This is a genomic window from Pseudomonas sp. W2Jun17, assembly GCF_023127795.1.
Classification (GTDB): domain Bacteria; phylum Pseudomonadota; class Gammaproteobacteria; order Pseudomonadales; family Pseudomonadaceae; genus Aquipseudomonas; species Aquipseudomonas synxantha_A.
The window spans coordinates 48,363-73,476 of record NZ_SPKO01000025.1; the positions used below are offsets into that span (position 1 = coordinate 48,363).

23 protein-coding genes are annotated in these 25,114 nt (G+C 62.8%); 18 read left to right on the forward strand and 5 right to left on the reverse strand.

The features are described 5' to 3' along the window. Positions 1-147 precede the first annotated feature (147 nt). Positions 148-744, forward strand: coding sequence for a MarC family protein (locus E4O98_RS13860; protein WP_003171467.1), 597 nt, complete (start codon positions 148-150; stop codon positions 742-744). Here E4O98_RS13860 and E4O98_RS13865 read toward each other — a convergent pair. The 5 genes from E4O98_RS13865 to cobG form a co-directional block, all read right to left on the reverse strand. Continuing rightward, on the reverse strand, positions 741-1,520 hold the full coding sequence (locus tag E4O98_RS13865; RefSeq protein ID WP_032878118.1) for a hypothetical protein: 780 nt from the start codon (positions 1,518-1,520) through the stop codon (positions 741-743). The two genes, E4O98_RS13860 and E4O98_RS13865, sit on opposite strands and share 4 nt — an antisense overlap. Positions 1,521-1,757: 237 nt before the next feature. Beyond that, positions 1,758-3,395: a precorrin-3B C(17)-methyltransferase gene (gene cobJ / locus E4O98_RS13870; RefSeq protein ID WP_228309295.1), complete on the reverse strand. Its 1,638-nt coding sequence runs from the start codon at positions 3,393-3,395 to the stop codon at positions 1,758-1,760. Then, entirely contained in the window at positions 3,395-4,126 is a 732-nt protein-coding gene (locus E4O98_RS13875; RefSeq protein ID WP_005784378.1) for a precorrin-2 C(20)-methyltransferase, read from the reverse strand. Before E4O98_RS13875 ends, cobJ begins: the two co-directional genes overlap by 1 nt. Further along, entirely contained in the window at positions 4,126-4,752 is a 627-nt protein-coding gene (locus tag E4O98_RS13880) for a precorrin-8X methylmutase (protein WP_005784376.1), read from the reverse strand. The genes E4O98_RS13875 and E4O98_RS13880 overlap by 1 nt, the downstream gene beginning before the upstream one ends. Continuing rightward, positions 4,745-6,091: a precorrin-3B synthase gene (gene cobG, locus E4O98_RS13885; RefSeq protein ID WP_248135525.1), complete on the reverse strand. Its 1,347-nt coding sequence runs from the start codon at positions 6,089-6,091 to the stop codon at positions 4,745-4,747. The genes E4O98_RS13880 and cobG overlap by 8 nt, the downstream gene beginning before the upstream one ends. A gap of 38 nt (positions 6,092-6,129) precedes the next feature. On the opposite strand from cobG, the gene cbiE reads away from it, so the two are divergent. The 17 genes from cbiE to E4O98_RS13970 all read left to right on the forward strand — a co-directional run bounded on the left by cbiE (position 6,130) and on the right by E4O98_RS13970 (position 24,991). Next, the gene (gene cbiE / locus E4O98_RS13890) at positions 6,130-7,335 is read left to right on the forward strand and encodes a precorrin-6y C5,15-methyltransferase (decarboxylating) subunit CbiE (protein WP_148852868.1); all 1,206 of its coding nucleotides are present in this window, start codon (positions 6,130-6,132) and stop codon (positions 7,333-7,335) included. Next, positions 7,332-8,051, forward strand: coding sequence for a cobalt-precorrin-6A reductase (locus E4O98_RS13895; RefSeq protein WP_248128430.1), 720 nt, complete (start codon positions 7,332-7,334; stop codon positions 8,049-8,051). Before cbiE ends, E4O98_RS13895 begins: the two co-directional genes overlap by 4 nt. 258 nt (positions 8,052-8,309) lie before the next feature. Then, entirely contained in the window at positions 8,310-8,702 is a 393-nt protein-coding gene (locus E4O98_RS13900; RefSeq protein WP_248135527.1) for a DUF2946 domain-containing protein, read from the forward strand. Positions 8,703-8,749: 47 nt separating this feature from the next. Further along, positions 8,750-9,232, forward strand: a complete 483-nt coding sequence (locus tag E4O98_RS13905) for a copper chaperone PCu(A)C (protein WP_032878127.1) — start codon at positions 8,750-8,752, stop codon at positions 9,230-9,232. Positions 9,233-9,241: 9 nt separating this feature from the next. Continuing rightward, the gene (locus E4O98_RS13910) at positions 9,242-9,631 is read left to right on the forward strand and encodes a DUF2946 domain-containing protein (protein ID WP_248135529.1); all 390 of its coding nucleotides are present in this window, start codon (positions 9,242-9,244) and stop codon (positions 9,629-9,631) included. Positions 9,632-9,724: 93 nt separating this feature from the next. Then, entirely contained in the window at positions 9,725-11,785 is a 2,061-nt protein-coding gene (locus E4O98_RS13915; RefSeq protein ID WP_248135531.1) for a TonB-dependent copper receptor, read from the forward strand. Positions 11,786-11,902: 117 nt separating this feature from the next. After that, positions 11,903-13,285: a PepSY domain-containing protein gene (locus E4O98_RS13920; RefSeq protein WP_248135533.1), complete on the forward strand. Its 1,383-nt coding sequence runs from the start codon at positions 11,903-11,905 to the stop codon at positions 13,283-13,285. 151 nt (positions 13,286-13,436) lie between these two features. Further along, positions 13,437-15,545 carry a TonB-dependent receptor gene (locus E4O98_RS13925; protein WP_248135535.1) on the forward strand — a complete coding sequence of 703 codons (2,109 nt, stop codon included), beginning with the start codon at positions 13,437-13,439 and terminating at the stop codon, positions 15,543-15,545. Beyond that, positions 15,545-16,333: an ABC transporter ATP-binding protein gene (locus tag E4O98_RS13930; RefSeq protein WP_228309289.1), complete on the forward strand. Its 789-nt coding sequence runs from the start codon at positions 15,545-15,547 to the stop codon at positions 16,331-16,333. Before E4O98_RS13925 ends, E4O98_RS13930 begins: the two co-directional genes overlap by 1 nt. Next, positions 16,330-17,277, forward strand: coding sequence for an ABC transporter substrate-binding protein (locus E4O98_RS13935; protein ID WP_223018723.1), 948 nt, complete (start codon positions 16,330-16,332; stop codon positions 17,275-17,277). The genes E4O98_RS13930 and E4O98_RS13935 overlap by 4 nt, the downstream gene beginning before the upstream one ends. Beyond that, positions 17,274-18,284, forward strand: coding sequence for an iron ABC transporter permease (locus E4O98_RS13940; RefSeq protein WP_032878137.1), 1,011 nt, complete (start codon positions 17,274-17,276; stop codon positions 18,282-18,284). The genes E4O98_RS13935 and E4O98_RS13940 overlap by 4 nt, the downstream gene beginning before the upstream one ends. 184 nt (positions 18,285-18,468) lie before the next feature. After that, complete coding sequence (gene urtA, locus E4O98_RS13945; protein ID WP_032878139.1) at positions 18,469-19,734, forward strand: urea ABC transporter substrate-binding protein; 1,266 nt, start codon at positions 18,469-18,471, stop codon at positions 19,732-19,734. Between the two features lie 139 nt (positions 19,735-19,873). Continuing rightward, positions 19,874-21,376 (forward strand): urea ABC transporter permease subunit UrtB, encoded by a 1,503-nt coding sequence (gene urtB / locus E4O98_RS13950; protein WP_148852887.1) that lies wholly within the window; start codon positions 19,874-19,876, stop codon positions 21,374-21,376. Next, positions 21,376-22,443 (forward strand): urea ABC transporter permease subunit UrtC, encoded by a 1,068-nt coding sequence (urtC, locus tag E4O98_RS13955; protein ID WP_248135537.1) that lies wholly within the window; start codon positions 21,376-21,378, stop codon positions 22,441-22,443. The genes urtB and urtC overlap by 1 nt, the downstream gene beginning before the upstream one ends. Continuing rightward, on the forward strand, positions 22,440-23,273 hold the full coding sequence (urtD, locus tag E4O98_RS13960) for an urea ABC transporter ATP-binding protein UrtD (protein ID WP_087149500.1): 834 nt from the start codon (positions 22,440-22,442) through the stop codon (positions 23,271-23,273). The genes urtC and urtD overlap by 4 nt, the downstream gene beginning before the upstream one ends. A 148-nt stretch (positions 23,274-23,421) precedes the next feature. Next, positions 23,422-24,120 carry an urea ABC transporter ATP-binding subunit UrtE gene (gene urtE, locus E4O98_RS13965; protein ID WP_078820165.1) on the forward strand — a complete coding sequence of 233 codons (699 nt, stop codon included), beginning with the start codon at positions 23,422-23,424 and terminating at the stop codon, positions 24,118-24,120. A gap of 31 nt (positions 24,121-24,151) precedes the next feature. Next, positions 24,152-24,991, forward strand: a complete 840-nt coding sequence (locus tag E4O98_RS13970) for an urease accessory protein UreD (protein ID WP_032878148.1) — start codon at positions 24,152-24,154, stop codon at positions 24,989-24,991. Positions 24,992-25,114 lie beyond the last annotated feature (123 nt).

Sequence of the window (25,114 nt, forward strand, 5' to 3'; positions counted from 1 at the left end):
GACTCGCTTCGCATCGTGGTTACCGTCGGCTGCTACAACCTACAAAATTGTGTAGATACCTATGGCTATCGCAGTTCAAGCCAGCTCCCACATTTGATCTCTGTCGGATAGACTCCTCCACACTTCCCCCGCCCGCGAGCCGCCCCCATGCTCCATGTGTTATTCAGCGTTTACCTGAAGATGCTGGTGCTCTACAGCCCGTTTTTTGTGCTGTCCTGCTTTATCAGCCTGACCCGTGGCTATTCCAGCAAGGAACGTCGGCGCCTGGCCTGGAAAGTCGCACTGGCGACCCTGGTATCGAGCGTGTTGCTCTACCTGTTCGGCAGGGTGATTTTCAGCGTGTTCGGCATTACCGTGGACGCGTTCCGTATCGGCGCCGGCAGCGTGTTGTTTATCTCGGCCCTGGGCATGGCTCAGGGCAAGTCGGCGGTGCAGACCGACAACGTGCAGCAGGACGTGACCATCGTGCCGCTGACCATCCCGCTCACTGTCGGCCCAGGCACCATCGGTGCGCTGCTGGTGATGGGCGTGAGCCAGCCCCACTGGGACGACAAGCTCACCGCCATCCTCAGCATCGCCTTGGCCAGCCTCACAGTGGGTGTGGTGCTGTACCTGTCCAACCGTATCGAACGGATTCTCGGCGACCAGGGCTTGCAGATTGTAAGCCGGTTGATGGGCCTGTTCGTATGCGCCCTGGCCGCGCAAATCATTTTTACCGGGGTTCGCGGCTACCTGGTGCCTTAGATCCGGTATTTGGCAATCGCCAGCTGCACCTTGTCACCGGCGCTTTCGCGCATCAGCTGGATGGTTTTTTCGTTGACCACCGAGGTGTTCAGCACCAGGCAGGTTTGCCCGCTGAAAGCCTCGAACGATGAGCTGTCCCATTCAAGGAACGGCACTCCCACCTGTTTGTTCACGCCGTGGCTGCTGAAGGTCACCAGCACCATCATCACTTCACCATTGGTTTCGGCGCAGGACGCCACGCCGAAGTCACCGCCCTCATGCACCGCGCTATTGCGCTTGAACAAATCAAAAGACGCCGGCTGCCGCTTCAATGCCTCCAGCGCATCGGCGGCCAGTTTTGGCAGCGCGGTAACCAGCGGCCCCGACAGTGACATCGACGCCAGCAGCGCGCCGATAATATTCAGCGCCGCCAATTGCACCGTCAGTCCCTTGCCGGAGCGCGAGACACGCTCGAAACTGCTGCGCACCGGCAGCCAGCCAAGACTGACCATGACCTTGATAAATTCGTCGTACCACGCCTCGGTGCCCCGATGTACTTTCAATACATCGCTCACGTAACTGCTGGCCAGCAGGTAACTCTTGCGAATGTATTCGCGGTTCAGCCCAGACAGCCCCTCGGCGAAGGAAATCACCCCGTTGTTGACCACCGCCGCATTGCAGTCGTCGTCAGTGTCCAGGGGTAACGCCGCGTGCACTCCTGGTGCCCCCGGCAACTTGTAGGCGGCAATCAGCTTGCGCCGTTTGATAGTGTTGATCCTTCTGTGACGTCGCTCCATTTTTCAGTTCTCCACAAGCACCCGACATGGGGCTTTCCTTCACACTAGTCCAGCGGGCGGAGGGCTTTCCATGCGACAAACATGCCTTGGTGGCACCGGTCAAAACCCAGTGCCCAGCAATCACAAGGCACAGCCGGCAGGCTTGCGGTTTTCACCGTAAAAAAAAGAAAAAGCCCCGAACAACCTCAGGAGAATCCCAGGGTCATTCGGAGCTTTCCGGCGGCCAGCGGGCCGTTTTCAGGAGGCGGGTTTGTCGCCGTACCAACGCGGCGTGTACACCCACGCCCCGCCACCGGCACGCGGGAACACGCAGGTGGTGGACGAGCCGATCAGCACCATGGTGCGCATGTCCACCTGCTCGGGCGTCAATTGGCCCAGGGTGGTGACGCGTAGCGTCTGGCCCGGGCGGCCGATGTCGCGGCCCAGCACCACCGGCGTATCGGGCGTGCGGTGCAGGCCGACGATCTCCAGGGCACGCCCCAGTTGCCAGGGCCGCGAACGCGAGATCGGGTTGTAGAACGCCAGGGCCAGATCGGCCTGGGAAGCCAGGTCCAGGCGCTTTTCAATGATCGACCAGGGCTTGAGGTTATCCGACAGCGACATGACGCAGAAGTCATGCCCCAAGGGTGCACCGGCCTGGGCGGCGGTGGCCAAGGAGGCAGAAACCCCCGGCAGGATTTCCAGGTCGACCTGATGCCAGGCCGGGTCCGTGGAGTCGTGCAGCGCCTCGATCACCGCGGCGGCCATGGCGAATACACCCGGGTCGCCGGACGACACCACCACCACCGAACGCCCCTGCGCAGCCAGCTCGAAAGCATGGCGAGCGCGCTGCATTTCTTCGCGGTTGTCGGTGCAGTGTTGCACTTGATCGTCACGGAACGGCCCGGCCATGCGCACATAGGTTTCATACCCCAGCACATCGGTGCAACGCGCCAGTTCCGCCTTGACCGCCGGCACCATCAACTCGGCCGCGCCGGGACCCAGGCCGATCACTGCGAGACGGCCACGGGGGCGTCCCACCTGCGACACGTCCAAGGGCTGTTCGGCCACGGTAATGCTGATGTCCGCAATGGGCGTCACCGGGGCAAAACGCAGCGGCACACCCAACGCCAGCGCAGCTTCATGCAATGAGGCGTCGGCCATCTGCAGGTCGCTGGCCAACAGGCAGGCCACGGCTTGCACCGCGATCCCCGCCTCATGCAGCGCAGTGCGCACGCGCTCGGCCAACCGCGCACCAGGCTTGCAGGTAATGCAGACGTTTTGCGGATAAATCAGCAGCTCGTTCGCTGCCGGTGGGCGCTCGGCACTGCCCACATGAATCGCCAGGCGCGCCTGTGGGTCCTGGGCCAGATTGGCTTGATCCAGCCACGGCGCCACGCCTTCGACGCGTACCGACTCACCGGCCAAAAGGTCCGAGACAAAGCGCTTGCCCAGTTCAATGTCCGCCAGTTGATAACCCGTCGGCGGGTTGAGCAGGCAGGTGCCAAAACGCAGTTCGCCACTGGTGGTGATTGCCGCGGATACGCCCAATGCCGCGGCGATGTCCCGCGCCATCACATTCACCCCGCCCAGGCCACCCAGCAGCGGCACCACGGCGCTGCCGTCTTCTGCCACGGCCAGCACGGCGGGTTCCTCGCCCTTTTCCAGCAGCAGCGGCGCCAAGGTGCGAATCACAATGCCGGCCGCGCACAGGGCAATCAGCGGCGTGCCTTGCTGGTAGAGCTGGCGCAGCGTCGCGCCGAACTCGCTGTAGCTCTGGTCCGCCCCTTCAACCCGAGCGGCCAGGCCGTGAATCAACGCGCCAGGGTAAACCTGCTGGATCTTGCGCGCCGTGGCCAAACTGCCTTGGCCCAGAATCACAATCGCCGGAGTCATCAACCTTGCCACCTTTCACCGGGCACGATGATCAGCGAGAAATACGGCGACGACATCGGCTCCACCTGGTCCAGCGGCACGATCTTCTGGTTGGCCATGGTGGCGCGCTCCACGTACAACGCACGTTCGGCCAGGCCCAGCTCTTCCAACACCTGGCGCACCTTCGGGAAGTTGCGCCCCAGCTTCATGATCACTGCGGCATCGGCATCCGCCAGGCGGCGCTTGAGGTCATCATGGGGCAACACGCCCGAGAGCACCGACAAGCTCTGGTTGCGATACACCAACGGCGCGCCGAGCACCGAAGCGCCACCGAGCATCGAACACACGCCCGGAATTACCTGGGCTTCGTAGCGCTCGGCAAGGCGGTCATGCAGGTACATGTAGGAGCCGTAGAAGAACGGATCACCTTCGCAGATCACCGCCACATCGCGGCCCGCGTCCAGGTGCGCGGCCACGTCGAGGCTGGCGTTGTCGTAGAAGTCGCTGATCACTTGTTCATAGGACAGCGGCGCCGGCAGCGCTTCAGTGGTGACCGGGTACACCAGCGGCATCAGGGTCTGCTGTGGCACCAGGTGGCCTTCGATGATGCCGAAAGCGTTGCCCTTCTTGCCCTTGGCCACGAAATACGCCACCACCGGCGATTCACGCAGCAGGCGCAGGGCCTTGAGGGTGATCAGTTCCGGGTCACCGGGGCCTACGCCCAGCCCGATCAAACGTCCGCGCACCTGCATTATTCGACCTCCGTGGCCAGGGCGTTGACGGCGGCGGCGGCCATTGCGCTACCGCCCAGGCGGCCTTGCATGATCACGAAGGGTACGCCACGGCTGTCGGCGGCAAGCATGGCCTTGGATTCGGCGGCGCCGACGAAACCGACCGGGAACCCCAGGATCAGCGCCGGTTTTGGCGCGCCGGCGTCGAGCATTTCCAGCAGGTAGAACAAGGCGGTCGGCGCGTTGCCGATCACCACCACGCTGCCTTCCAGGTGCGGGCGCCACAGCTCCAGGGCGGCGGCGGAACGGGTGTTGCCCAGCTCCCGCGCCAGCTGCGGCACGCTGTCGTCGCGCAGGGTGCAGATCACTTCGTTATTGGCCGGCAAACGAGCACGAGTCACGCCCTCGGAGACCATCCGCGCATCACACAGGATCGGCGCGCCAGCAGCCAGTGCATCGCGCCCGGCCTTGCCCGCCCCTTCGGAAAATTGCAGACCGTCGATGGCCTCGACCATGCCGCACGCATGAATCACCCGCACCGCGAGTTTTTCCAGATCGGCCGGGATGCGGTCCAGGTTGGCTTCCGCGCGAATAATGGCAAAGGAGTTGCGATAGATCTCCTGACCGTCGCGGATGTAATCAATCATCGGTGTTGCTCCGTGGGCGAGCGCGTAACAGGGCGCCCGCCGCTTCAATGGAAAGAGTGCGCGCGTGCAGCCGACCGAAACCCGGGTGGGCTGCATCGCGAAAATAGAGGTCGTAATGGCCGGGGCTCACCGCCAGCAACGTGACCGGCGCGGTGTGCGCGGCGGCGCATGAGCGCGGGCAGCCGGACAGGTGCGCTTCGACGCCGGGTTGCAGGGCGGCCAGTTGCACCGCGTCGACCTTGGTATCGGCCAGGCCCTTGCCGCAACCGCTGGAACCGGTGCAGGCAATCATGCGCGCCAGGGGTTGGTCGATTGAACACACAAAGCCCAGTTGCGCCAGGCGTTCGGTCACGGCGCCAACGCGTTCAATGTTGGCCAGTAGCACGCCCTGCCAGGGCGTGAAGCGCAACGTGCCATCGCCGTACTCGCTGGCCAGTTGCGCGGCGCCCTGGAGCATCAGCGAATCCAGGCGGCCCAATGGCGCGACTGCCGCGACGTAAAACTGATTCTTTTGGGCCTGTGGATAACTGCCGATGTGCAACAACGCACCACTGGCCGGGCGCTTGAAGCCCTGCGCCGACAACAGCGGCAGCCTCAGGCGGCCCAACAAGTTATCCACAGGCAGATGACGCATACGTGTTTGCTCGGGCGTCGCCAGGTCGAGAAAGGCCTCCAGCACCGCCACCACCAGCGCATGCCCCTGGTCCAGCGGCACTGCTGCCACGGGCGCATCCAGCCCCGGACAACCGGCCAGGCCGAACGCCAACAGCGTCTGACCATCGCGCACAAACGCCGACAGCCACAGGTCATGGTGATGCTCCAGCATCGCCAGGGCTTCACCGCCATCGAGTTGTATCGCGAACTTGGCCGACAGCTGGTGGAACCGCGCATGGTTTTGCAAGGTGGCAAGAATCTGCGTGGCCAGCGGGCGGGTGTCGAACAGCATCTGCGGGTCGATACCAGCAGCGGGGCTGAGCATCAGGTTGCGCACGTCGTCACCGGCAGCGTTATTGGGGCCCAGACCGGCGGCAAGCAACCTGGCGATCAAGGCGTCCTGCTCGGCGCCAATGCCGCGGATCTGCAAGTTGGCGCGGTTGGTCGCCTCGATTATCCCCCCCGCGTACGTACGGGCCGCGTCGGCCACGGCGCTGGCCTGGGCTGCGGTGATCGAACCACCGGCGAGTTTGATCCGGCAAATGCCGCCGTCCAACGCCTGGACAATACGCAGCAACCCCGGACAAGCCGAGGGGCGCATGGTATTCACAGCGGGCGTTGGGTTCACGGGGCTACCGGTTGACGGGTAAAGGCGCGGTATTATGCCTGCTTTGTCCGGCGGCATGAAAAGCCTGCCCGTCGGATGTCGCTCAAGGAATTGATATGTCGCCCTGGCTGACGGTTGTAGGCATCGGTGAAGACGGCTTCAAGGGCCTGGGCAGGAATGCCCGGCACGCCCTGTTGCGCGCCACGCGGATTATAGGCGGCCAACGCCAGTTGGACCTTTTGCCGGTGTGTATTCGCGGCGAACGCCAGGTGTGGCCGAGCCCGTTTTCCCTGGAGCCGGTGTTGTCGCGGCGCGGGGAGCCTGTGTGCGTCTTGGCCAGTGGCGACCCGATGTTCTATGGCGTCGGCGCCAGCCTGGCCCGGCAAGTGGCAGCTGAAGAGTTGTTGATTTTGCCCGCACCATCGTCGGTGTCCCTGGCGGCAGCGCGCCTGGGCTGGCCGTTGCAGGAGGTGGTGACGCTATCGGTGGTCGCTCGTCCGTTGGCGGCACTTAATGCGCATCTGGCCGCTGGCGTGCGCTTGTTGGTCTTGAGCAATGACGGCAGCAGCCCCGCTTTGATGGCTGCGTTGTTGGCCGAACGCGGTTTCGGCCCCAGCCGGATTACTGTGTTTGAACACCTGGGCGGCCCGGCTGAGGGGCGCATCGACGGGCACGCGCAATCGTGGGAACACGCCGAAGTTGCCGCTTTGAACCTGGTCGCCATCGACTGCCTGGCGGATGCGAACGCACCACGTCTGTCACGCCTTGCAGGTTTGCCCGACGCGGCCTTCAAGCACGATGGCCAACTGACCAAACGCGACGTGCGCGCCATGACCCTCGCCCGCCTCGCCCCCATGCCCGGCGAACTGCTGTGGGACGTGGGCGCGGGCAGCGGCTCCATCGGCATTGAATGGATGCGCACGCATCCAAGCTGCCGCGCCGTGGCAATCGAGGCCGACGCAGGCCGCCAAAGCCTGATCGAACACAACCGCGACGCCCTCGGCGTGCCCGGCCTGCAACTGATTCGCGGCAAGGCGCCGGATGCGTTAAGCGGTCTGGAAGCACCGAACGCCATCTTCATCGGCGGCGGCGTCACCCGCGAAGGCGTGCTCGACACCTGCTGGCAACACCTGCGCCCCGGTGGACGGTTGGTGGCCAATGCCGTGACCCTGCAAAGCGAAATGACCTTGATGAACTGGCGCGCCGAGCATGGCGGCGAACTGACCCGCATCCACGTGGCCCAGGCGCAACCATTGGGCGAGTTCGATACCTGGCGCCAGGCATTGCCGATCACGCTATTGGAAGTGATCAAGCCCCTATGAAAAGGATTCTGTTGCTGGGCGGCGTGACGGAGGCGCTGGCCGTTGCCCGCACCCTGGGGCCGGAGCATATCTACAGCCTGGCGGGCGTAGGCCGTGTGCCGACCGACCTGAGCTGCCAGGTTCGAGTCGGGGGTTATGGAGGCGCTGAAGGGCTCGCGCAGTTTGTTCGTGACGAGCGTATCAGCCTGATTCTCGATGCCACGCATCCGTATGCGGCGCAGATCAGCCACAACGCGGCCCAGGCGGCGCGATTGAGCGATGTGCCTTGCTGGGCGTTGCGACGTCCAGCGTGGCAGCCGCAGGTGGGGGATGACTGGCGGGAAGTGCCTGACTGGGCCGCACTGATAGCCGCGTTGAAGCCCTTCAAGCGCCCATTGTTCACCTTGGGTCGCGAACCGTTGCAGCATCTGGAGGAAATCCCCGCCGACCAGTTCTGGACGCTGCGCGCACTGGACGTTTATCCGGGGAATGCGCGGTGTGAAGTGATCGGCGCGCGCGGACCGTTTCTGATCGAGGATGAGCGGGCTTTATTCGAACGGCGCAGGATCGATGTACTGATCAGCAAGAACAGCGGCAGCACCGCCACCGAACCGAAGCTGGAAGTGGCGCGTGAGCGTGGCGTGCCGGTATTGGTGCTGAAGCGGCCAGTGCTGGCGGCGGTGAATCGAGAGTTCACCACCGTAGCTGCGGTGCTACAGGCAATACACCCCCTCTGAGCAACACCGACCTAATGTGGGAGGGGGCTTGCTCCCGATGGCGGCGGATCAGCCAACAAATCAGTAACTGACACACCGCGATCGGGAGCAAGCCCCCTCCCACATTTGACCTGCGCAGCCCTGAAGATCCTCATCCACTCAATTCCCGTCTACGCTCAAATCCAGCACTGCGACACCAAACCACACCGCCCCTTTTTACTTATCCCCCCCGATCAGGCTAAATACCCCCTGATCGTTTAACCCTACGGATTATCCGCCATGGCCCGTCAACGCTTTGCAATTGCCTGGATCGCCTGCCTTGCAGTGCTGTTCAATGCGTTTGCCATGCCGTTGGCCAGTGCGATGCAGCAGACTGATGACCCGGTCAAGCGTCTGATGAGGGGTGGGTTCTGTTCGTCCAATGGTGCGAGCCTGAAGGCGATTGCCCTGGGCAAGCTGGAAATCCCGGCAGCGCCGGACGATCACTCTGCCATGCAGCATTGCTGGTGTTGCTCGGGCTCGGCGCCGTTGGTGGCGTTGCCGGGGCATGTGCCGCAGCTGTATATGACGCGCTTCGAGGCGGTGCAGAGCCTGCCGCCACGCTTATTGCGCAATCCCACCCCGCGCCAGCAATGGCCAAGCCTTAACCCTCGCGCCTCCCCAACGGCCTGATCTTCTTCGCAAGTGAACTGCGTTTAGAACCGTTCTGGAGAACTGCCATGCTTAAATCTTCCCTGCTTCTGGCTGCGTTGCTGTTGCCGGTGTTCAGTGCTGCCAATGCCGATGACTACAAGGCCGGCGACCTGTTGGTGAGCGATCCCTGGTCCCAGGAGCTGCCACCGAATGCGCCGACCGTGGCGGCCTACTTTGTGATTCATAACACCGGGGCTGCTCCGGATCGCCTGCTCAGCGTTGAAACCAGCGTCGCGGAGAAAGCCGAGCTGCACGAGCATGTGATGCAAGGCGACTTGATGAAGATGCAGCAAGTGCCCAGCGTTGCCGTACCGGCCAAGGGTGAGCTGACCTTCGCGCCGATGGCTTATCACGTGATGCTGCTGGGCCTCAAAGACCGCAGCCTGTTGGCCGATGGCAAGCAATTCCCACTGACCCTGACCTTCGAGAAAGCAGGCAAGGTTCAGGTGCAAGTGTCGGTGCAGAAGGTCCCGCCGATGGCCACGCACGAGCATAAGCACACTCACTAGACCTACCCGATGGGCGCCCCCCGCGCCAGGTTGTCTCCGCACCGCCGTGTGATGCGCGGCAGTTGGATCAGCCTGTTCGCCATGCTGATGATCTTTATCGGTCCGCTGATTTCCCAAGCGATGCCGATGGATCATCACGCCGGTATGTCCATGGACATGCCCGCGTGCCACGGCGAGCCCAAGCCGACCAAAACCCCCGACGAACATCATGTCCTCTGGGAGAAATGCGGCTATTGCAGCCTGCTGTTCAGTTGCCCTGCCCTGCCCGGCAGCGTCTCCTACGTAACGCTCGGCACCCCGCCGCCAGCCAACGCGCTCATCCCCGCCCCCCACCTGGGCCATGCTCGGCAGAGCATCTTCCCTGGCGCCCGCAGTCGTGCGCCGCCCATCGTGTCGTAAGCCCTTCACCGCGTTACTTCACCCCGGCCGACTTCAATTAGACAGCCGCAGGCTGCTGGCCGTGTTGTTTACGATTGATTGATGGAATTTGTCATGTCCAGGTTTTCTGCTGACACCCGTTTGGGCGCTGCCCCTGTTTTCGCCGCTCTGTGCGGCGCACTGCTTGCCCCCTACGCCCATGCGCACGAACACGAGCTGAGCCCCACGGTGATCACCGCGATCGCTCCCAGCTCGCCCCTCACCGTTGTCACCAACCCCAAGGATCCACGCCAGCCGGTGCCCGCGAGCGATGGCGGCGACTACCTCAAGACCATCCCCGGCTTCGCCCTGGTGCGCAACGGCGGCACCAACGGCGACCCGGTGCTGCGCGGCATGTTCGGCTCGCGCCTGAACATCCTTACCAACGGCGGCATGATGCTCGGCGCCTGCCCAGGCCGCATGGATGCGCCGACTTCGTATATTTCGCCGGAAACCTACGACAAGCTCACCGTGATCAAAGGCCCGCAAACCGTACTCTGGGGCCCGGGCGCGTCGGCCGGTACGATCCTGTTCGAGCGTGAGCCCGAGCAGTTCGGCGAGCTGGGCACGCGGGTCAATGCCAGTGTACTGGCCGGTTCCAACGGGCGTTTCGACAAGGTCATCGATGCTGCTGCAGGAGGCCCGTTGGGCTATGTGCGGGTGATCGGCAACCAGGCCCATGCCGACGATTACAAGGACGGCAACAACGACACTGTCGCCTCGCGCTATGACAAGTGGAATGGCGATGTGGCGGTGGGTTTCACCCCCGACGCCGACACGCTGCTGGAACTAACCGCCGGCCGTGGCGACGGGGAAGCGCGCTACGCCGGACGCGGTATGGACGGCTCGCAATTCCTGCGCGAAAGCCTCGGGCTGCGCTTCGAAAAATCCAACCTCGGCGAGGTGCTGGACAAGGTCGAGGCCCAGGTCTACTACAACTACGCCGACCACGTCATGGACAACTACAGCCTGCGCGTCCCTTCGGGCACCGGCATGATGGCCGGGCCCATGGCCTCCAACGTCGACCGTCGCACCCTGGGCGGTCGCATCAAGGCAACCTGGCGCTGGGCCGATGTGCAACTGATCGGCGGTCTGGACGCGCAGACCAACGAACACCGCGCGCGCAGCAGCATGGGCATCGACACCTACAAGGACCTGCCGCGCAACAAGGACGCCAACTTCCACAACTACGGGGTATTCGGCGAGCTGACCTGGTACGCCGCCGACAACGACCGCCTGATCACCGGCGCCCGCCTGGACCGCGCCTCAGCCAAGGATTTCCGGCAACGCACCGGCTCGGCAATGATGAGCCGCCCCAACCCCACCGCCGACGACACCCGCGCAGACACCTTGCCATCGGGCTTTGTGCGCTACGAGCACGACCTGGCGGACACGCCCACGACCGTCTATGCGGGCCTGGGTCACGCTGAACGCTTTCCGGATTACTGGGAACTGTTCTCCCCCAACACCGGCGCGGTCGGCTCGGTGAATGCCTTTGACGGCGTGAAGCCCGAGAAGACCACGCAGCTGGATTTCGGCGCGCAATACAAAACCGCCGACCTCGAAGCCTGGGCCTCGGGTTACGTCGGCCAGGTGCGCGACTTCATCCTGTTCGACTACCGGCCCGGCATGATGGGCACCACTTCCCAGGCGCGCAATGTCGACGCGCGCATCATGGGTGGCGAGTTGGGTGCGGCCTACAAGCTGAGCCGCAACTGGAAAGCCGACGCCAGCCTCGCCTACGCCTGGGCCAAGAACAGCAGCGATGGCAAAGCCCTGCCGCAGATGCCGCCGCTGGATGCACGCCTGGGCCTGACCTACAGCGAAGACGACTGGAGTGCCGGCGCCTTGTGGCGCGTGGTCGCGGCGCAAAACCGCATCGACCAGAACAAGGGCAACGTGGTCGGCAAGGACTACGACAAGAGCGGCGGTTTTGGCGTGTTCTCGCTCAACGCTGCGTACCGCATCAATAAGAACTTCAAGGTCAGTACCGGAGTCGACAACCTGTTCGGCAAGGCTTATGCCGAGCATTTGAACCTGGCGGGTAACGCAGGCTTCGGTTACCCGGCGAATGACCCGCAAGCCATCAAGGAGCCGGGGCGTACGCTCTGGACCAAGGTGGACATGAGCTTCTAACAGCATCGGGAGCAAGCCCCCTCCCACACTTGAAACGCATTTCAAATGTGGGAGGGGGCTTGCCCCCGATGGCGGTGTAACCGACACAAAAAAATCAAAAGCCTTGCGGAGCCCCTGATGAGCACACCGAAAATCTCCTTCTACAACCTGGCTTGGCGCTGGCACTTCTACGCCGGTCTCTTTGTCGCCCCTTTCATGGTGCTGCTGGCCCTGACCGGCATCATCTACCTGTTCAAACCCCAACTCGACCCGCTGATGTACGGCCACCTGCTCACCGTACCCGCCGCCGAGCACGCTCTGAGCGCCGACGAACTGCTGCAACGCGCCAAAGACGCCTACCCCCAGGCCGCGATCAGCAAATACCTGCCGCCTGCCGACGCCACCAGCAGCGCGCAGTTCGTTATGCACAACCAGGGCCGCGAGATCAGCGTATTCGTCGACCCGTATCGCGGCACAGTCCTGGGTGAGCAGGACGCCAAATACAACCTGCAGGCCATTGCCCGCGCCCTGCACGGCGAGCTGATGATCGGCACCACCGGCGACCGCCTGATAGAACTCGCCGCCGGCTGGGGCGTCATGCTGGTGGTGTCCGGCCTGTACCTGTGGTGGCCGCGTGGCAAGTCATCGGCTGGCATATTGTGGCCGCGCCTCAACAGCCGTGGCCGCTTGTTCTGGCGTGACCTGCACGCTGTCGCCGGCTTCTGGGGCGCGGCATTTCTGCTGGTCATGCTGCTCAGCGGCATGACCTGGACCGGTTTCTGGGGCAAGCAATACGCCGACCTGTGGAACACCTTCCCGGCGGCGATGTGGAACAACGTGCCGCAGTCCGACCAGCAGGCACGCGTGCTTAACACGGCCACCCAACAGACCGTGCCCTGGGCCATGGAAAACACGCCGATGCCGATGTCTGGCGACCACGCCGAACACATGAAGCATGGCGCCATGCACTCAGGCCCTGCCGCGCCAAGCGTGCGCCTGCAACAAGTGGTCGACTTGGCCAATGCACGCAAGGTCGAGCCCGGCTACAGCATCACCTTCCCCACCACCGCCACGGGGGTATTCACCGTCGCGGTGTTCGCCAACGACCCGCGCAATGACGCCACCCTGCATGTGGACCAGTACACCGGCAAGGTCCTGGCCGATGTGCGTTGGGAACATTACAACCTGGTCGCCCGCGCCACCGAGACCGGCGTGATGCTGCATGAAGGCAAGATGTTCGGCTGGGTCAACCAACTGATCGTGCTGGTGATCTGCCTGATGATCCTGCTCAGTGCGGTCAGCGGCGTGGTGATCTGGTGGAAGCGTCGCCCTGCCGGTGGCGTGGGTGTTCCGCCGTTGCGTCATGACCTGCCAAAGTGGAAAACCGCGGTGGTGATCATGCTGGGCCTGGCACTTGTTTTCCCGCTGGTGGGGGCGTCGCTGATCGTGGTGTGGGTACTGGATCGTCTGGTGCTGTCGCGCTTTTTTGGCCAAGGTGAATCCGCTTCAGGTTCCGCATGAAACAGGCGAGATGCCCAATCCAGGGGGCTTGTGTAGCCTTGCGCAGACTTTTGCCCCGCAGCCGATAAGTGTTAACTTATAACACTTTCTGCGCTATCGTTGCTCGCCGCGCCCTGCGGCGAGTACCTCTCAAGAAGCGACTGATCGACCGATGAACAACTACCTTGCGAGCGGCCTGTGCCTGCTCGCCCTGCATACCAACGCCCAGGCCCTGACCCTGCCCGCCAGCCCCATTACCGCACCGGCAGTGGATAGTGAGCGCGTTGACCTCAACACCCCGACCACCGCCGGTTCGCGCCTGAATCTCACAGCGCTGCAAACCCCCGGCAGCGTTGAAAGCCAGACCGGCGCCCAGATCCGCGAACGTGGCGACGCCAGCGTGCAGGACGCCATCTCCCGCGCCACCGGCATCAGCCGCACCGGCACGCCGGGCGACGGCGGCACCTCGTTGCAGGCCCGTGGTTTTACCGGCCAAAGCTCGGTTATGCAGCTGTACGACGGCAACCGCATGTACACCGGCATGGGCACCTCGACCTTCCCGGTGGACAGCTGGGCAGTGGAGCGGGTGGACGTGCTGCGCGGCCCGGCCTCGGTGCTGTACGGCGAAGGCGCCACCGGCGCGGTGATCAACACGATCTCGAAAAAACCCTTTGCGGGCGAGATCGAAAACCATATCCGCCTTGGCTACGGCTCCTACGACCGCCAGCAGCAAGCCCTCGACAGCGGCGGCTCGCTGACCGACACCTTGAGCTACCGCTTGAACCTCAACCGCCTGCGCAGCAACGGCTTCATCGACCGTGGCGATTCCAGCAGCGATTTCATCAGCGGCGCCCTGCGCTGGCAACCAGCCGACAACCTGAGTTTCACCCTGGCCAGCGACTACGGTGATCAGCGCCCACAAAACTACTTCGGCACGCCCCTGGTCAACGGCCAGTTGCACAAGGGCCTGCGCGACAAGAACTACAACGTCAGCAACGACACCCAGCACTACAACGACCAGTGGACGCGCCTGACCAGCGAGTGGCAACTCAACGACAACGTCAGCGCCACCAACGAGTTGTATTACCTGAAAAACCAACGCCGCTGGCAAAACGCCGAGAACTACAATTTCACCAACGGCCAACTGACCCGCAGCGGCAACTTCGGTATCAAGCACGATCAGGAACAGGTGGGCGACCGCCAGACCTTCACCTTCAAGCACACCCTGTTCGGCCTCGATAGCCAGACCGTAGCGGGCGTGGAATACAACCGCATCCGTTTCCGCCTGGCGAGCAACACGCCATTTAATGATGTGTCGGGAACCGGCCAACCCATCGACCTGTATCACCCGGCGCCCGCGCCGTTTGCCAGTAAAGACCCGTTCAAACCGGTGTTTTCCACTACGACCAAAACCTTCGCAGGGTTTGCTGAAAACCGCTTGCAGTTGACCGACCAACTCACGCTGATCACCGGTATCCGCCGCGACTACGCGCACATCGACCGCGACGACCTGCGCACTGGCGGCCAATCCGACAAAACCCTCACCGGCAATAACTGGAAAGCCGGTCTGGTCTACGCGATCACCCCGGACACCTCGGTCTACGGCCAGTACGCCACCAGCACCGACGGCGTCGGCGGGCTGATCTCCCTGAGCCCGAGCCAGCAACAGTTCGACCTGTCTACCGCCAAGCAGACCGAGGTCGGCATCAAACAAGCGTTCTGGGGTGCCCGCGGAGAATGGACCCTCGCCGCCTACCACATCGTCAAAAAGAAACTGCTGACGGATGTGCCGGGTGAGCCGGACTTCAAACAGCAAGTCGGCCAACAATCCTCCAACGGCCTGGAAGCCAGCCTCGACTTGCAACTGCCCCACGCCTGGCAGTTGCAAGCCAACGCCGCCGTCGTGCGGGCGCAGTACGACGATTTCAAACAAGACGTCAACGGCGTACAGGTCTCCCGCGACGGCAACCGCCCGGTGGACGTTCCGCGCCGCACCGCCAACCTGTGGCTGAGCAAGGCCGTGACCGACAACGTGCGTGCCGCTGCCGGTGTGCGTTACGTCGACGCACGCTATGCCGATATGGCCAACCAGAGCGAGCTGCCGAGCTATACCGTGGTCGATGCCACGTTGTCGTGGAAAGCCATGCGCGACACCACGCTGGGCCTGCAACTCAATAACCTGTTCGATCGCACTTATGCGGTCAGCCAATACAACGATGGGCAGCAGTGGATTCTAGGTGTACCTCGCTCCATGTTCATTACCGCGGACTACACCTTCTAATGACCTCACTCACCCTCACCGACCTGGCTTGGACTCCACCCGGCCACAACCACTGCCATCACCAGTTCCAACTGCGTGACGCCAGCCTGCGCGTCGGTGCCGGGGAGTTTGTCGGGCTGATCGGACCTAACGGCAGTGGCAAGACCAGCCTGTTGCGCTGCGCCTATCGGTTCACCCGGCCAGAACAGGGTGATGTATCGCTTGCGCACCAGAATGTCTGGAAGCAAAGCGCAAAGTGGTGCGCGCAACGCATCGCCGTGGTGCTGCAGGAGTTTCCCGATACCTTCGGCTTACGCGTGGATGAGGTGGTCGCCATGGGGCGCACACCCCACAAGGGTTTGTTCGACAGCGACACACTGCACGACCAGCAACTGATCCTTCACGCGCTGGAATCGGTGGGCATGCAAGGCTTCGAGGACCATGCCTTCGCGACCCTGTCCGGCGGTGAAAAACAGCGCGTCATCCTTGCCCGCGCCCTGGCCCAGCAACCGCAACTGTTGATCCTTGACGAGCCGACCAACCACCTCGACCCGCGTTATCAACTTGAGTTGCTCAGGCTGGTCAGGCGTTTGAACATCGGCACCCTGGCGAGTATCCATGACCTCAACCTGGCCGCCGCCTTCTGTGATCGCCTGTACGTGATCCACCACGGGCGCATCGTCGCCAGCGGCACGCCCCACGAAGTGCTGACCGCCGCGTTGCTGCGCGACGTGTTTGGCGTCGAGGCCTTGATCGACACTCACCCCTTGGACGGCTACCCACGAATCACTTGGATAACCCAGCCATGATCCTGCGCATCCTGCTGTCTCTGCCTCTGTTGCTCGGCGCGGCTCAAGCACTCGCCGAAAGCACCCGATACCCGCTGACCATCAAAAGTTGCAACCGCGACGTAACCTTCCAGCAAGCCCCACAACACGCGGTCAGCCACGACATCAACATGACCCAGATGATGCTCGCCCTGGGCCTCAAGCCACGCATGGCCGGCTACAGCGGCGTGACCGGCTGGAAGTCAGTACCGCCGCAAATGGCCACGCTCCTCGACGGCCTGCCGGAACTGGCGAGCAAGTACCCGTCGGTGGAAACCCTGCTCAACGCCAACGTGGATTTCTTCTTCGCCGGCTGGGATTACGGTATGCGCGTGGGCGGCGACCTCACGCCGTACACCCTGCAACCCTTGGGCATCAATGTGTATGAGTTGACCGAGTCATGTGCGTTCGTGATGAAGCGCCCAGCCGCAAGCCTCGACGATACCTATAACGACCTGCGCAACCTGGGCAGGATCTTCGACGTGCAGGATCGCGCCAATACCCTTATCGCCCAGATGCAGGCGCAAGTGGCCGAGGTGCAAAAAGACCTGCCCGCCGACAAGCCACGGGTGTTCCTTTACGACAGCGGCGAAGACCGCGCCATGACCTCGGGCCGCCTGGGCATGCCCCAGGCGCTGATCGACGCCGCCGGCGGGCGCAACATCCTCGATGACATCGACGCCAGCTGGACCCGAGTCAACTGGGAAACCGTCGTTGAGCGCAACCCACAAGTCATCGTGATCGTTGACTACAGCGAGGTCACCGCCGAACAGAAGAAACAGTTCCTGCTTGACCACCCTGCACTGCAATCGGTGGAGGCCATCAAGCACCAGCACTTCATCGTGATCCCCTATATGCAAGCCACACCAAGCATCGACAACGTGCTAGCGGTTGAAACCCTGGCCAAGGGGTTTCACGGCGAATGATCACCCGTCACTACGTCCTGTTATTAAGCGCCCTGGGTGCCTTGTTGCTGGTCTCCTGCGTGATCTCCCTGGGGTTCGGTTCGGCGCAGGTGCCAGTGGACGTGGTGTGGCGAATTTTGCTGAACAAGGTGTTCGGCTTGGGTGTGGTGGACTGGAGTGTGGGCCAGGAACATATCGTCTGGCTGATCCGTGTGCCGCGTATGCTACTGGGGGCGCTGGTAGGCGCCGGGCTGGCACTGATAGGCGCGGTACTGCAGGCGGTCACGCGTAACTCGCTGGCCGACCCGCACCTGCTCGGTGTGACCTCCGGCGCCACCCTCGGCGCGGTGATCGTGGTGCTGCATGTGGGTGAAATCATCGGCCTGCTGACCTTGCCCCTCGCCGCCTTTATCGGTGCGCTGCTGAGCATGTTGGTGGTGCTGGCCGTCGCCAGTCGCAACGGTCGCCTGGAAAGTGATCGCCTGCTGCTGTGCGGTGTAGCGGTGTCGTTTGTGATGATGGCGGTGGCCAACCTGTTGCTGTTCATGGGTGACCACCGCGCCGCCTCGGCGGTGATGTTCTGGATGCTCGGCGGCCTGGGACTGGCCCGCTGGGAACTGCTGGCAATTCCCGCCACCACGGTGCTGCTGGGGTTGCTGTTGCTGCTCGGCATGGCCCGCCCGCTCAACGCATTGATGGCCGGTGAGCAGACCGCCGTGACCCTCGGTTTGAACGCACGCAATGTACGCTTGAAAGTCTTCCTGGTCGCCTCGCTGATGACCGGCGTGCTGGTGTCCATCAGCGGCTCTATCGGCTTTGTCGGGCTGATGGTGCCGCACATCGCCCGGCGCCTGATAGGTGCCGAACACCGGCGTTTACTGCCAGTGTGCGTGCTGCTGGGCAGTGTGTTCCTGGTGTGGGTCGATGTCGCCGCACGCACACTGATAGCGCCCGAAGACTTGCCGATTGGCGTGGCGACGGCGGCGATTGGCGGGCTGTTTTTTATCGGTTTGATGCGCAAGCGTTGAGCGCGCCCCGTTGTAGCGCACAGCCACGCACCTGGCAGACCGTCCCGCCATTTCATGGTGCATTTCCCATGCGCTGACCTGGGCGAAGCGACCATTTCATGCCTTTTTCCGACTCGGCACAGCGCTTGCAATCACCTGCTCAACTTTCCCCTCATAACAGTGTTGAGTCCACGGAGATCGCACCATGCAGCGTCGCAGCTTGATCAAGGCTTTCACTTTGTCGGCATCCATTGTCGCCATGGGTTTGACCTGGACCGTCCAGGCCGCCGAGACCATCAAGGTCGGCATCCTGCACTCGTTGTCCGGGACCATGGCGATCTCCGAAACCTCGCTTAAAGACATGGCGCTGATGACCATCGACGAGATCAACGCCAAGGGCGGCGTGAACGGCAAGATGCTCGAACCAGTGGTGGTGGACCCGGCGTCCAACTGGCCGCTGTTCGCAGAAAAAGGCCGGCAACTGTTGACCCAGGACAAGGTTGCCGTGGTGTTTGGCTGCTGGACCTCGGTGTCGCGCAAATCCGTATTGCCGGTGTTCGAAGAACTCAACGGTTTGCTGTTCTACCCGGTGCAATACGAAGGCGAAGAGATGTCGCCGAACGTGTTCTACACCGGTGCAGCGCCGAACCAGCAGGCGATTCCGGCAGTGGAATACCTGATGAGCGAAGAAGGCGGCAGTGCCAAGCGCTTCTTCCTGCTGGGCACCGACTACGTGTACCCGCGCACCACCAACAAGATCCTGCGCTCGTTCCTGCATTCCAAAGGTGTGGCGGATAAAGATATCGAAGAGGTCTACACCCCGTTCGGCCATGCCGATTACCAGACCATCGTCGCCAACATCAAGAAATTCTCCGCCGGCGGCAAGACTGCGGTGGTCTCCACCGTCAATGGCGACTCCAACGTACCGTTCTACAAAGAGCTGGCCAACCAGGGCTTGAAAGCCACCGAAGTACCGGTGGTGGCGTTCTCGGTGGGCGAAGAAGAACTGCGCGGCATCGACACCAAACCACTGGTGGGCAACCTGGCGGCGTGGAATTACTTCCAGTCGGTGGAGAACCCGGTCAACCAGAAATTCGTCGCCGACTGGAAAGCCTACGCCAAGAAGCACAACCTGCCGGGCGCAGACAAAGCCGTGACCAACGACCCGATGGAAGCCACCTATGTGGGCATCCATATGTGGGCCCAGGCGGCAGAGAAAGCCAAGTCCACCGACGTCGACAAAGTGCGCGAAGCCCTGGGCGGCCAGACCTTCGCCGCACCGTCGGGCTTTACCCTGACCATGGACAAGACCAACCACCACCTGCACAAACCGGTGATGATCGGCGAGATCCAGGCCGACGGGCAGTTCTCGGTGGTGTGGCAGACCGAAGCGCCGATTCGGGCACAGCCATGGAGCCCTTACATCCCGGGCAATGACAAGAAGCCGGACTATGCGGTGAAGAGCAACTAAAGCCCCACGCGTTCTACATGTGGGAGGGGGCTTGCTCCCGATGGCGGCGGGTCAGTGATACATGCATTGCCTGACACACCGCTATCGGGAGCAAGCCCCCTCCCACAGTGTTGACCGCGCATGACTAGGACATTGTGTTATGCCTACTGCCCTCCACCGCTTCATCCTCGCCGTGCTGTTGTTGCTGCCTTTGGCTGCACACGCCAGCGACGCCGAAGACTTCATCAACGCCAACCCGATGCAACAAGCCAAGCTGCTCCAGGACTGGGCCGCCCAGCCTGACCCGGCGCGCATCGAGCTGGTGGATGCCCTGCAACAAGGCCAACTTAACGTCAACGGCGAAACCAAGACCGTACGCCTGAACAACCGTCTGCGCGGCCTGATCGACAACGTCCAAGCCAGCCAGCAACTGCTCGCCGCCGATCCCAAGGTTCGCCTGGCGGCAGCTCGAACCCTGCAAAAAAGCGCTGTGCCTGCGCAGTTGAAATTCCTCGACCAGCAGGTCGCCGCCGAAACCGACGAGGATGTGCACAGCGCCCTCAGCCTGGCCCTGGCCAACCTGCAACTGGTGGACACCGACCCTGCGGTGCGACTGGCCGCCGTGCGTCTGCTCGGCAGCACCGGCGACCCGCTGGCACGCACGCGCCTCGAAGCGCTGCTCGCGCCGGGCGTGGAAACCGATGCCGCCGTGCACACCGCCGCCGAAACCAGCCTGGCCCAGGTCAAACGCAAACTGATGGTCGGCGAGATCCTCGGGCAGGCGTTCAGCGGCATGTCGCTGGGCTCGATTCTATTGCTGGCGGCACTGGGTCTGGCGATCACCTTCGGCCTGCTCGGCGTGATCAACATGGCCCATGGCGAGATGCTGATGCTCGGCGCCTACTCCACCTATGTGGTGCAGCTGATGATGCAGCGCTATGTGCCCCAGGCCATCGAGTTCTACCCGCTGATCGCGCTACCGGTGGCGTTCTTCGTCACCGCCGCCATCGGCATGGCCCTGGAACGCACGGTGATTCGTCACCTCTATGGCCGACCACTGGAAACCCTGCTCGCCACCTGGGGCATCAGCCTGATGCTGATCCAACTGGTACGCCTGGTGTTCGGCGCGCAGAACGTCGAAGTGTCCAACCCCGCCTGGCTGTCCGGCGGTATTCAAGTACTGCCCAACCTGGTGCTGCCGTACAACCGCATCGTCATCATTGCCTTCGCGCTGTTCGTGGTGGTGCTCACCTGGTTGTTGCTGAACAAGACACGCCTGGGTCTTAACGTGCGCGCCGTCACCCAGAACCGCAACATGGCCGCCTGCTGCGGCGTGCCCACCGGGCGCGTGGACATGCTCGCCTTTGGTCTGGGCTCCGGCATCGCAGGCCTTGGTGGCGTGGCCCTGAGCCAGATCGGCAACGTCGGCCCGGACCTGGGCCAGAGCTACATCATCGACTCGTTCCTGGTGGTGGTACTCGGTGGCGTCGGCCAGTTGGCCGGTAGCGTAATGGCGGCCTTCGGCCTGGGTATCGCCAACAAGATTCTTGAACCGCAAATCGGTGCCGTGCTCGGCAAGATCCTGATCCTCGCGCTGATCATTCTATTTATCCAGAAACGCCCGCAAGGACTCTTCGCACTGAAAGGACGGGTGATCGACTGATGAACCAGCCATTGATGCTTACGGCCACGCAAAAGGCCGGCCCCAAGGTGACGATCGCCGTCGGCGTGGTGATCCTGTTCCTGCTGCTGGCGCTGCCACTGTGTTCGCTGCTGGCGCCGGACAATCCACTGCATGTGTCGGCCTACACCCTGACACTGGTGGGCAAGATCCTCTGCTACGCCATCGTCGCGCTCGCGCTGGACCTGGTGTGGGGCTATGCCGGGATGTTATCCCTGGGCCACGGTCTGTTCTTCGCCCTGGGCGGTTATGCCATGGGCATGTACCTGATGCGCCAGGCGTCGGGCGACGAGTTGCCGGCGTTCATGACCTTTTTGTCCTGGACCGAATTACCCTGGTACTGGGCGGGCACCGACAACTTTCTCTGGGCGCTGTGCCTGGTGGTGCTGGCCCCGGGAGTGCTCGCGCTAGTGTTCGGTTTCTTCGCCTTCCGCTCACGGATCAAAGGCGTGTATTTCTCGATCATGACCCAGGCCCTGACCTTTGCCGGAATGCTGTTGTTCTTTCGCAACGAGACCGGGTTCGGCGGCAATAACGGCTTCACCAATTTTCGCAGCATCTTAGGCTTTGGCATTACAGAACCTGGCACACGGGCGGTGTTGTTTGTGGCCACGGTGCTGTTGCTGGTAGCCAGCCTGTACATCGGCTGGCGCCTGGCGCAGAGCAAGTTCGGCCGCGTGCTGACCGCCTTGCGCGATGCCGAGAACCGCCTGATGTTCTGTGGTTACGACCCGCGTGGCTTCAAGTTGTTTGTGTGGGTGTTGAGCGCAGTGTTGTGCGGGTTGGCGGGGGCGCTGTATGTGCCGCAGGTGGGCATTATCAACCCCAGCGAAATGTCGCCGACCAACTCCATCGAGGCCGCCGTATGGGTCGCCCTCGGCGGGCGGGGCACACTGATCGGGCCATTGCTCGGCGCTGGGGTGGTCAACGGCATGAAGAGCTGGTTCACGGTGGCGTTTCCCGAGTACTGGCTGTTCTTCCTGGGGGCGCTGTTCATCATCGTCACCCTGTACCTGCCCAAGGGCGTTATCGGCCTGCTGAAGAAATGAGGAACGTCATGCTTGAACCTATTTTCGATGCGGGCAGCGGCCGCGATGCGATCGGTATCGGCCAGGCCGCAGGCAAAGGGCTCAACACCCGCCACGGCACCATCCTGACCCTGGAAGATATCAGCGTCAGCTTCGACGGTTTCAAAGCGTTGAATGACCTGAACCTGTATATCGGCGTCGGCGAATTACGCTGCATCATCGGCCCCAACGGCGCAGGCAAGACCACGTTGATGGACGTGATCACCGGCAAGACCCGGCCCAGCCACGGCAGGGCCTGGTTCGGCGAAACCCTGGATCTGACCAGCATGAGCGAAGTGCAAATCGCCCAGGCCGGTATCGGCCGCAAGTTCCAGAAGCCTACGGTGTTCGAAGCCCTCAGCGTGTTCGAAAACCTTGAGCTGGCGCAGAAGACCGACAAGTCGGTGTGGGCCAGCCTGCGGGCGCGCCTGAGTGGCGAGCAAAAAGACCGCATCGATGAAGTACTCGACACCATCCGCCTGACCGCCTCGGTGCATCGGCCCGCGGGTTTACTGTCCCACGGCCAGAAGCAGTTCCTGGAAATCGGCATGTTGCTGATGCAAGACCCGCAACTGTTGCTGCTCGACGAACCGGTGGCTGGCATGACCGACGCCGAAACCGAATTCACAGCCGAACTGTTCAAGCGCCTGGCCGGCAAGCATTCGTTGATGGTGGTGGAGCACGACATGGGCTTTGTCGGCTCCATCGCTGATCACGTCACCGTGTTGCACCAGGGCAGCGTATTGGCCGAAGGGTCGCTGGAACAGGTGCAGGAAAATGAGCGGGTGATCGAGGTCTACCTCGGTCGCTAACGCTGACACAAACTGCTTTATTTGGGAGCTGGCTTGCCTGCGATGGCGTCACCTCAGTGTCACACAAACACCGAGTCGCCTGCATCGCAGGCAAGCCAGCTCCCACATTTGATCCGGTTCCCGCAGGGGGATTGAAGAGGTATTGAGAATGCTGCAAGTCGACAAACTGCACCAGTACTACGGCGGTAGCCACATCCTGCGCGGGCTGTCCTTCGACGTGAAAATCGGCGAAGTCACCTGCCTGCTCGGCCGCAACGGCGTGGGCAAGACCACCCTGCTCAAGTGCCTGATGGGCTTGCTGCCGGCCAAGGAGGGCGCGGTAAATTGGGAAGGCAAGGCCATCACCGGCTTCAAGCCGCACCAGCGTGTCCATGCCGGGATCGCTTATGTGCCTCAGGGCCGGGAGATTTTTGGCCGGCTGACGGTGGAAGAAAATCTGCTGATGGGGCTGTCGCGCTTCCCCGGTTCCGAAGCCAGGGAAGTGCCCGCGTTCATCTACGAGCTGTTTCCGGTGTTGCTGCAGATGAAGCATCGACGCGGCGGCGATTTGTCCGGGGGCCAGCAGCAACAGTTGGCGATTGGCCGCGCCCTGGCCAGCCGCCCGCGCCTGCTGATCCTCGATGAGCCCACCGAAGGTATCCAGCCGTCGGTGATCAAGGAGATCGGTGCGGTGATCAAGAAGCTTGCCGAGCGTGGCGACATGGCGATCCTGCTGGTGGAGCAGTTCTACGACTTCGCTGCCGAACTGGCCGACCACTACCTGGTGATGTCACGCGGTGAAATCGTGCAGCAGGGCCGCGGTGAAAATATGGAGAGCGAAGGTGTACGCGGCCTCGTAACCATCTAATCTGTGGCGTCACGACATTAAGCCAAAAACCATGAACCTGCCCGTTTCCCCTGCCCTGTTCACCCCCAGCTGGCACGCCGCGCTGGAACTCGGCTACGCGCGTTTCGGCGACACCACGCGCCCGGTATTGCGCCGCCACCTGGGCCCGCTGCGCGTGCAAAAGCACCTGTACGCCGAAGGCCCCCAGGTGTGCCAGCACATCATCGTGCACCCGCCCGGCGGAATTGCCGGCGGCGATCGCCTGGACATCAGCGCCCACGTCAGCGCCGGTGCATGGGCGCAGTTGACCAGCCCCGGCGCCGCCAAGTGGTACCGCGCCAGCGGCCCGGCATTTCAGCAACTTGAGTTGACCGTCGAGGCCGGCGCGACCCTGGAATGGCTGCCCCAGGAAACCATCGTGTTCAGCGCCGCCCAGGCCGAACTCACTACGCGCATCGAGCTCTCGGGCGATGCGCGGTTGTTCTACTGGGACGTGGTCGCCCTGGGGCGCCCGGCCAGCGGCGAGCGGTTCGACCTCGGCCACTTTCAATCACACCTGGATATTCGCCGCGACGGCCAGTTGCTCTGGCATGAGCGCCAGCGCATTGTGGGCGCCGATGGGTTGCTGGATTCGCCCATCGGGCTGGATGGGCAGCCGGTGTTTGCCACGTTGCTGGTGACGGGTGAGGTCGATCCTGAATTGCTTGAGCGTTGCCGCTCGCTGCCCCACGCGGTGCGCGGAGATTTGACCCAACTGCCTGGGTTGCTGGTGGCGCGTTGTCTGGCCGAGGAAGCGCTGTTGGCGCGGGGGTGGTTGATTGATTTATGGCGGCTGTTGCGCCCGGCAGTGCTGGGGCGAGAAGCCGTCGCACCACGAATCTGGAGCACATGAAGATCAACAAGTGAAACTGAGTTTATGTGGGAGCTGGCTTGCCTGCGATGGCGGTGTGCCTGATACACCGCTATCGCAGGCAAGCCAGCTCCCACACCGGCCTGTTTCCACAGGGGATCTGCG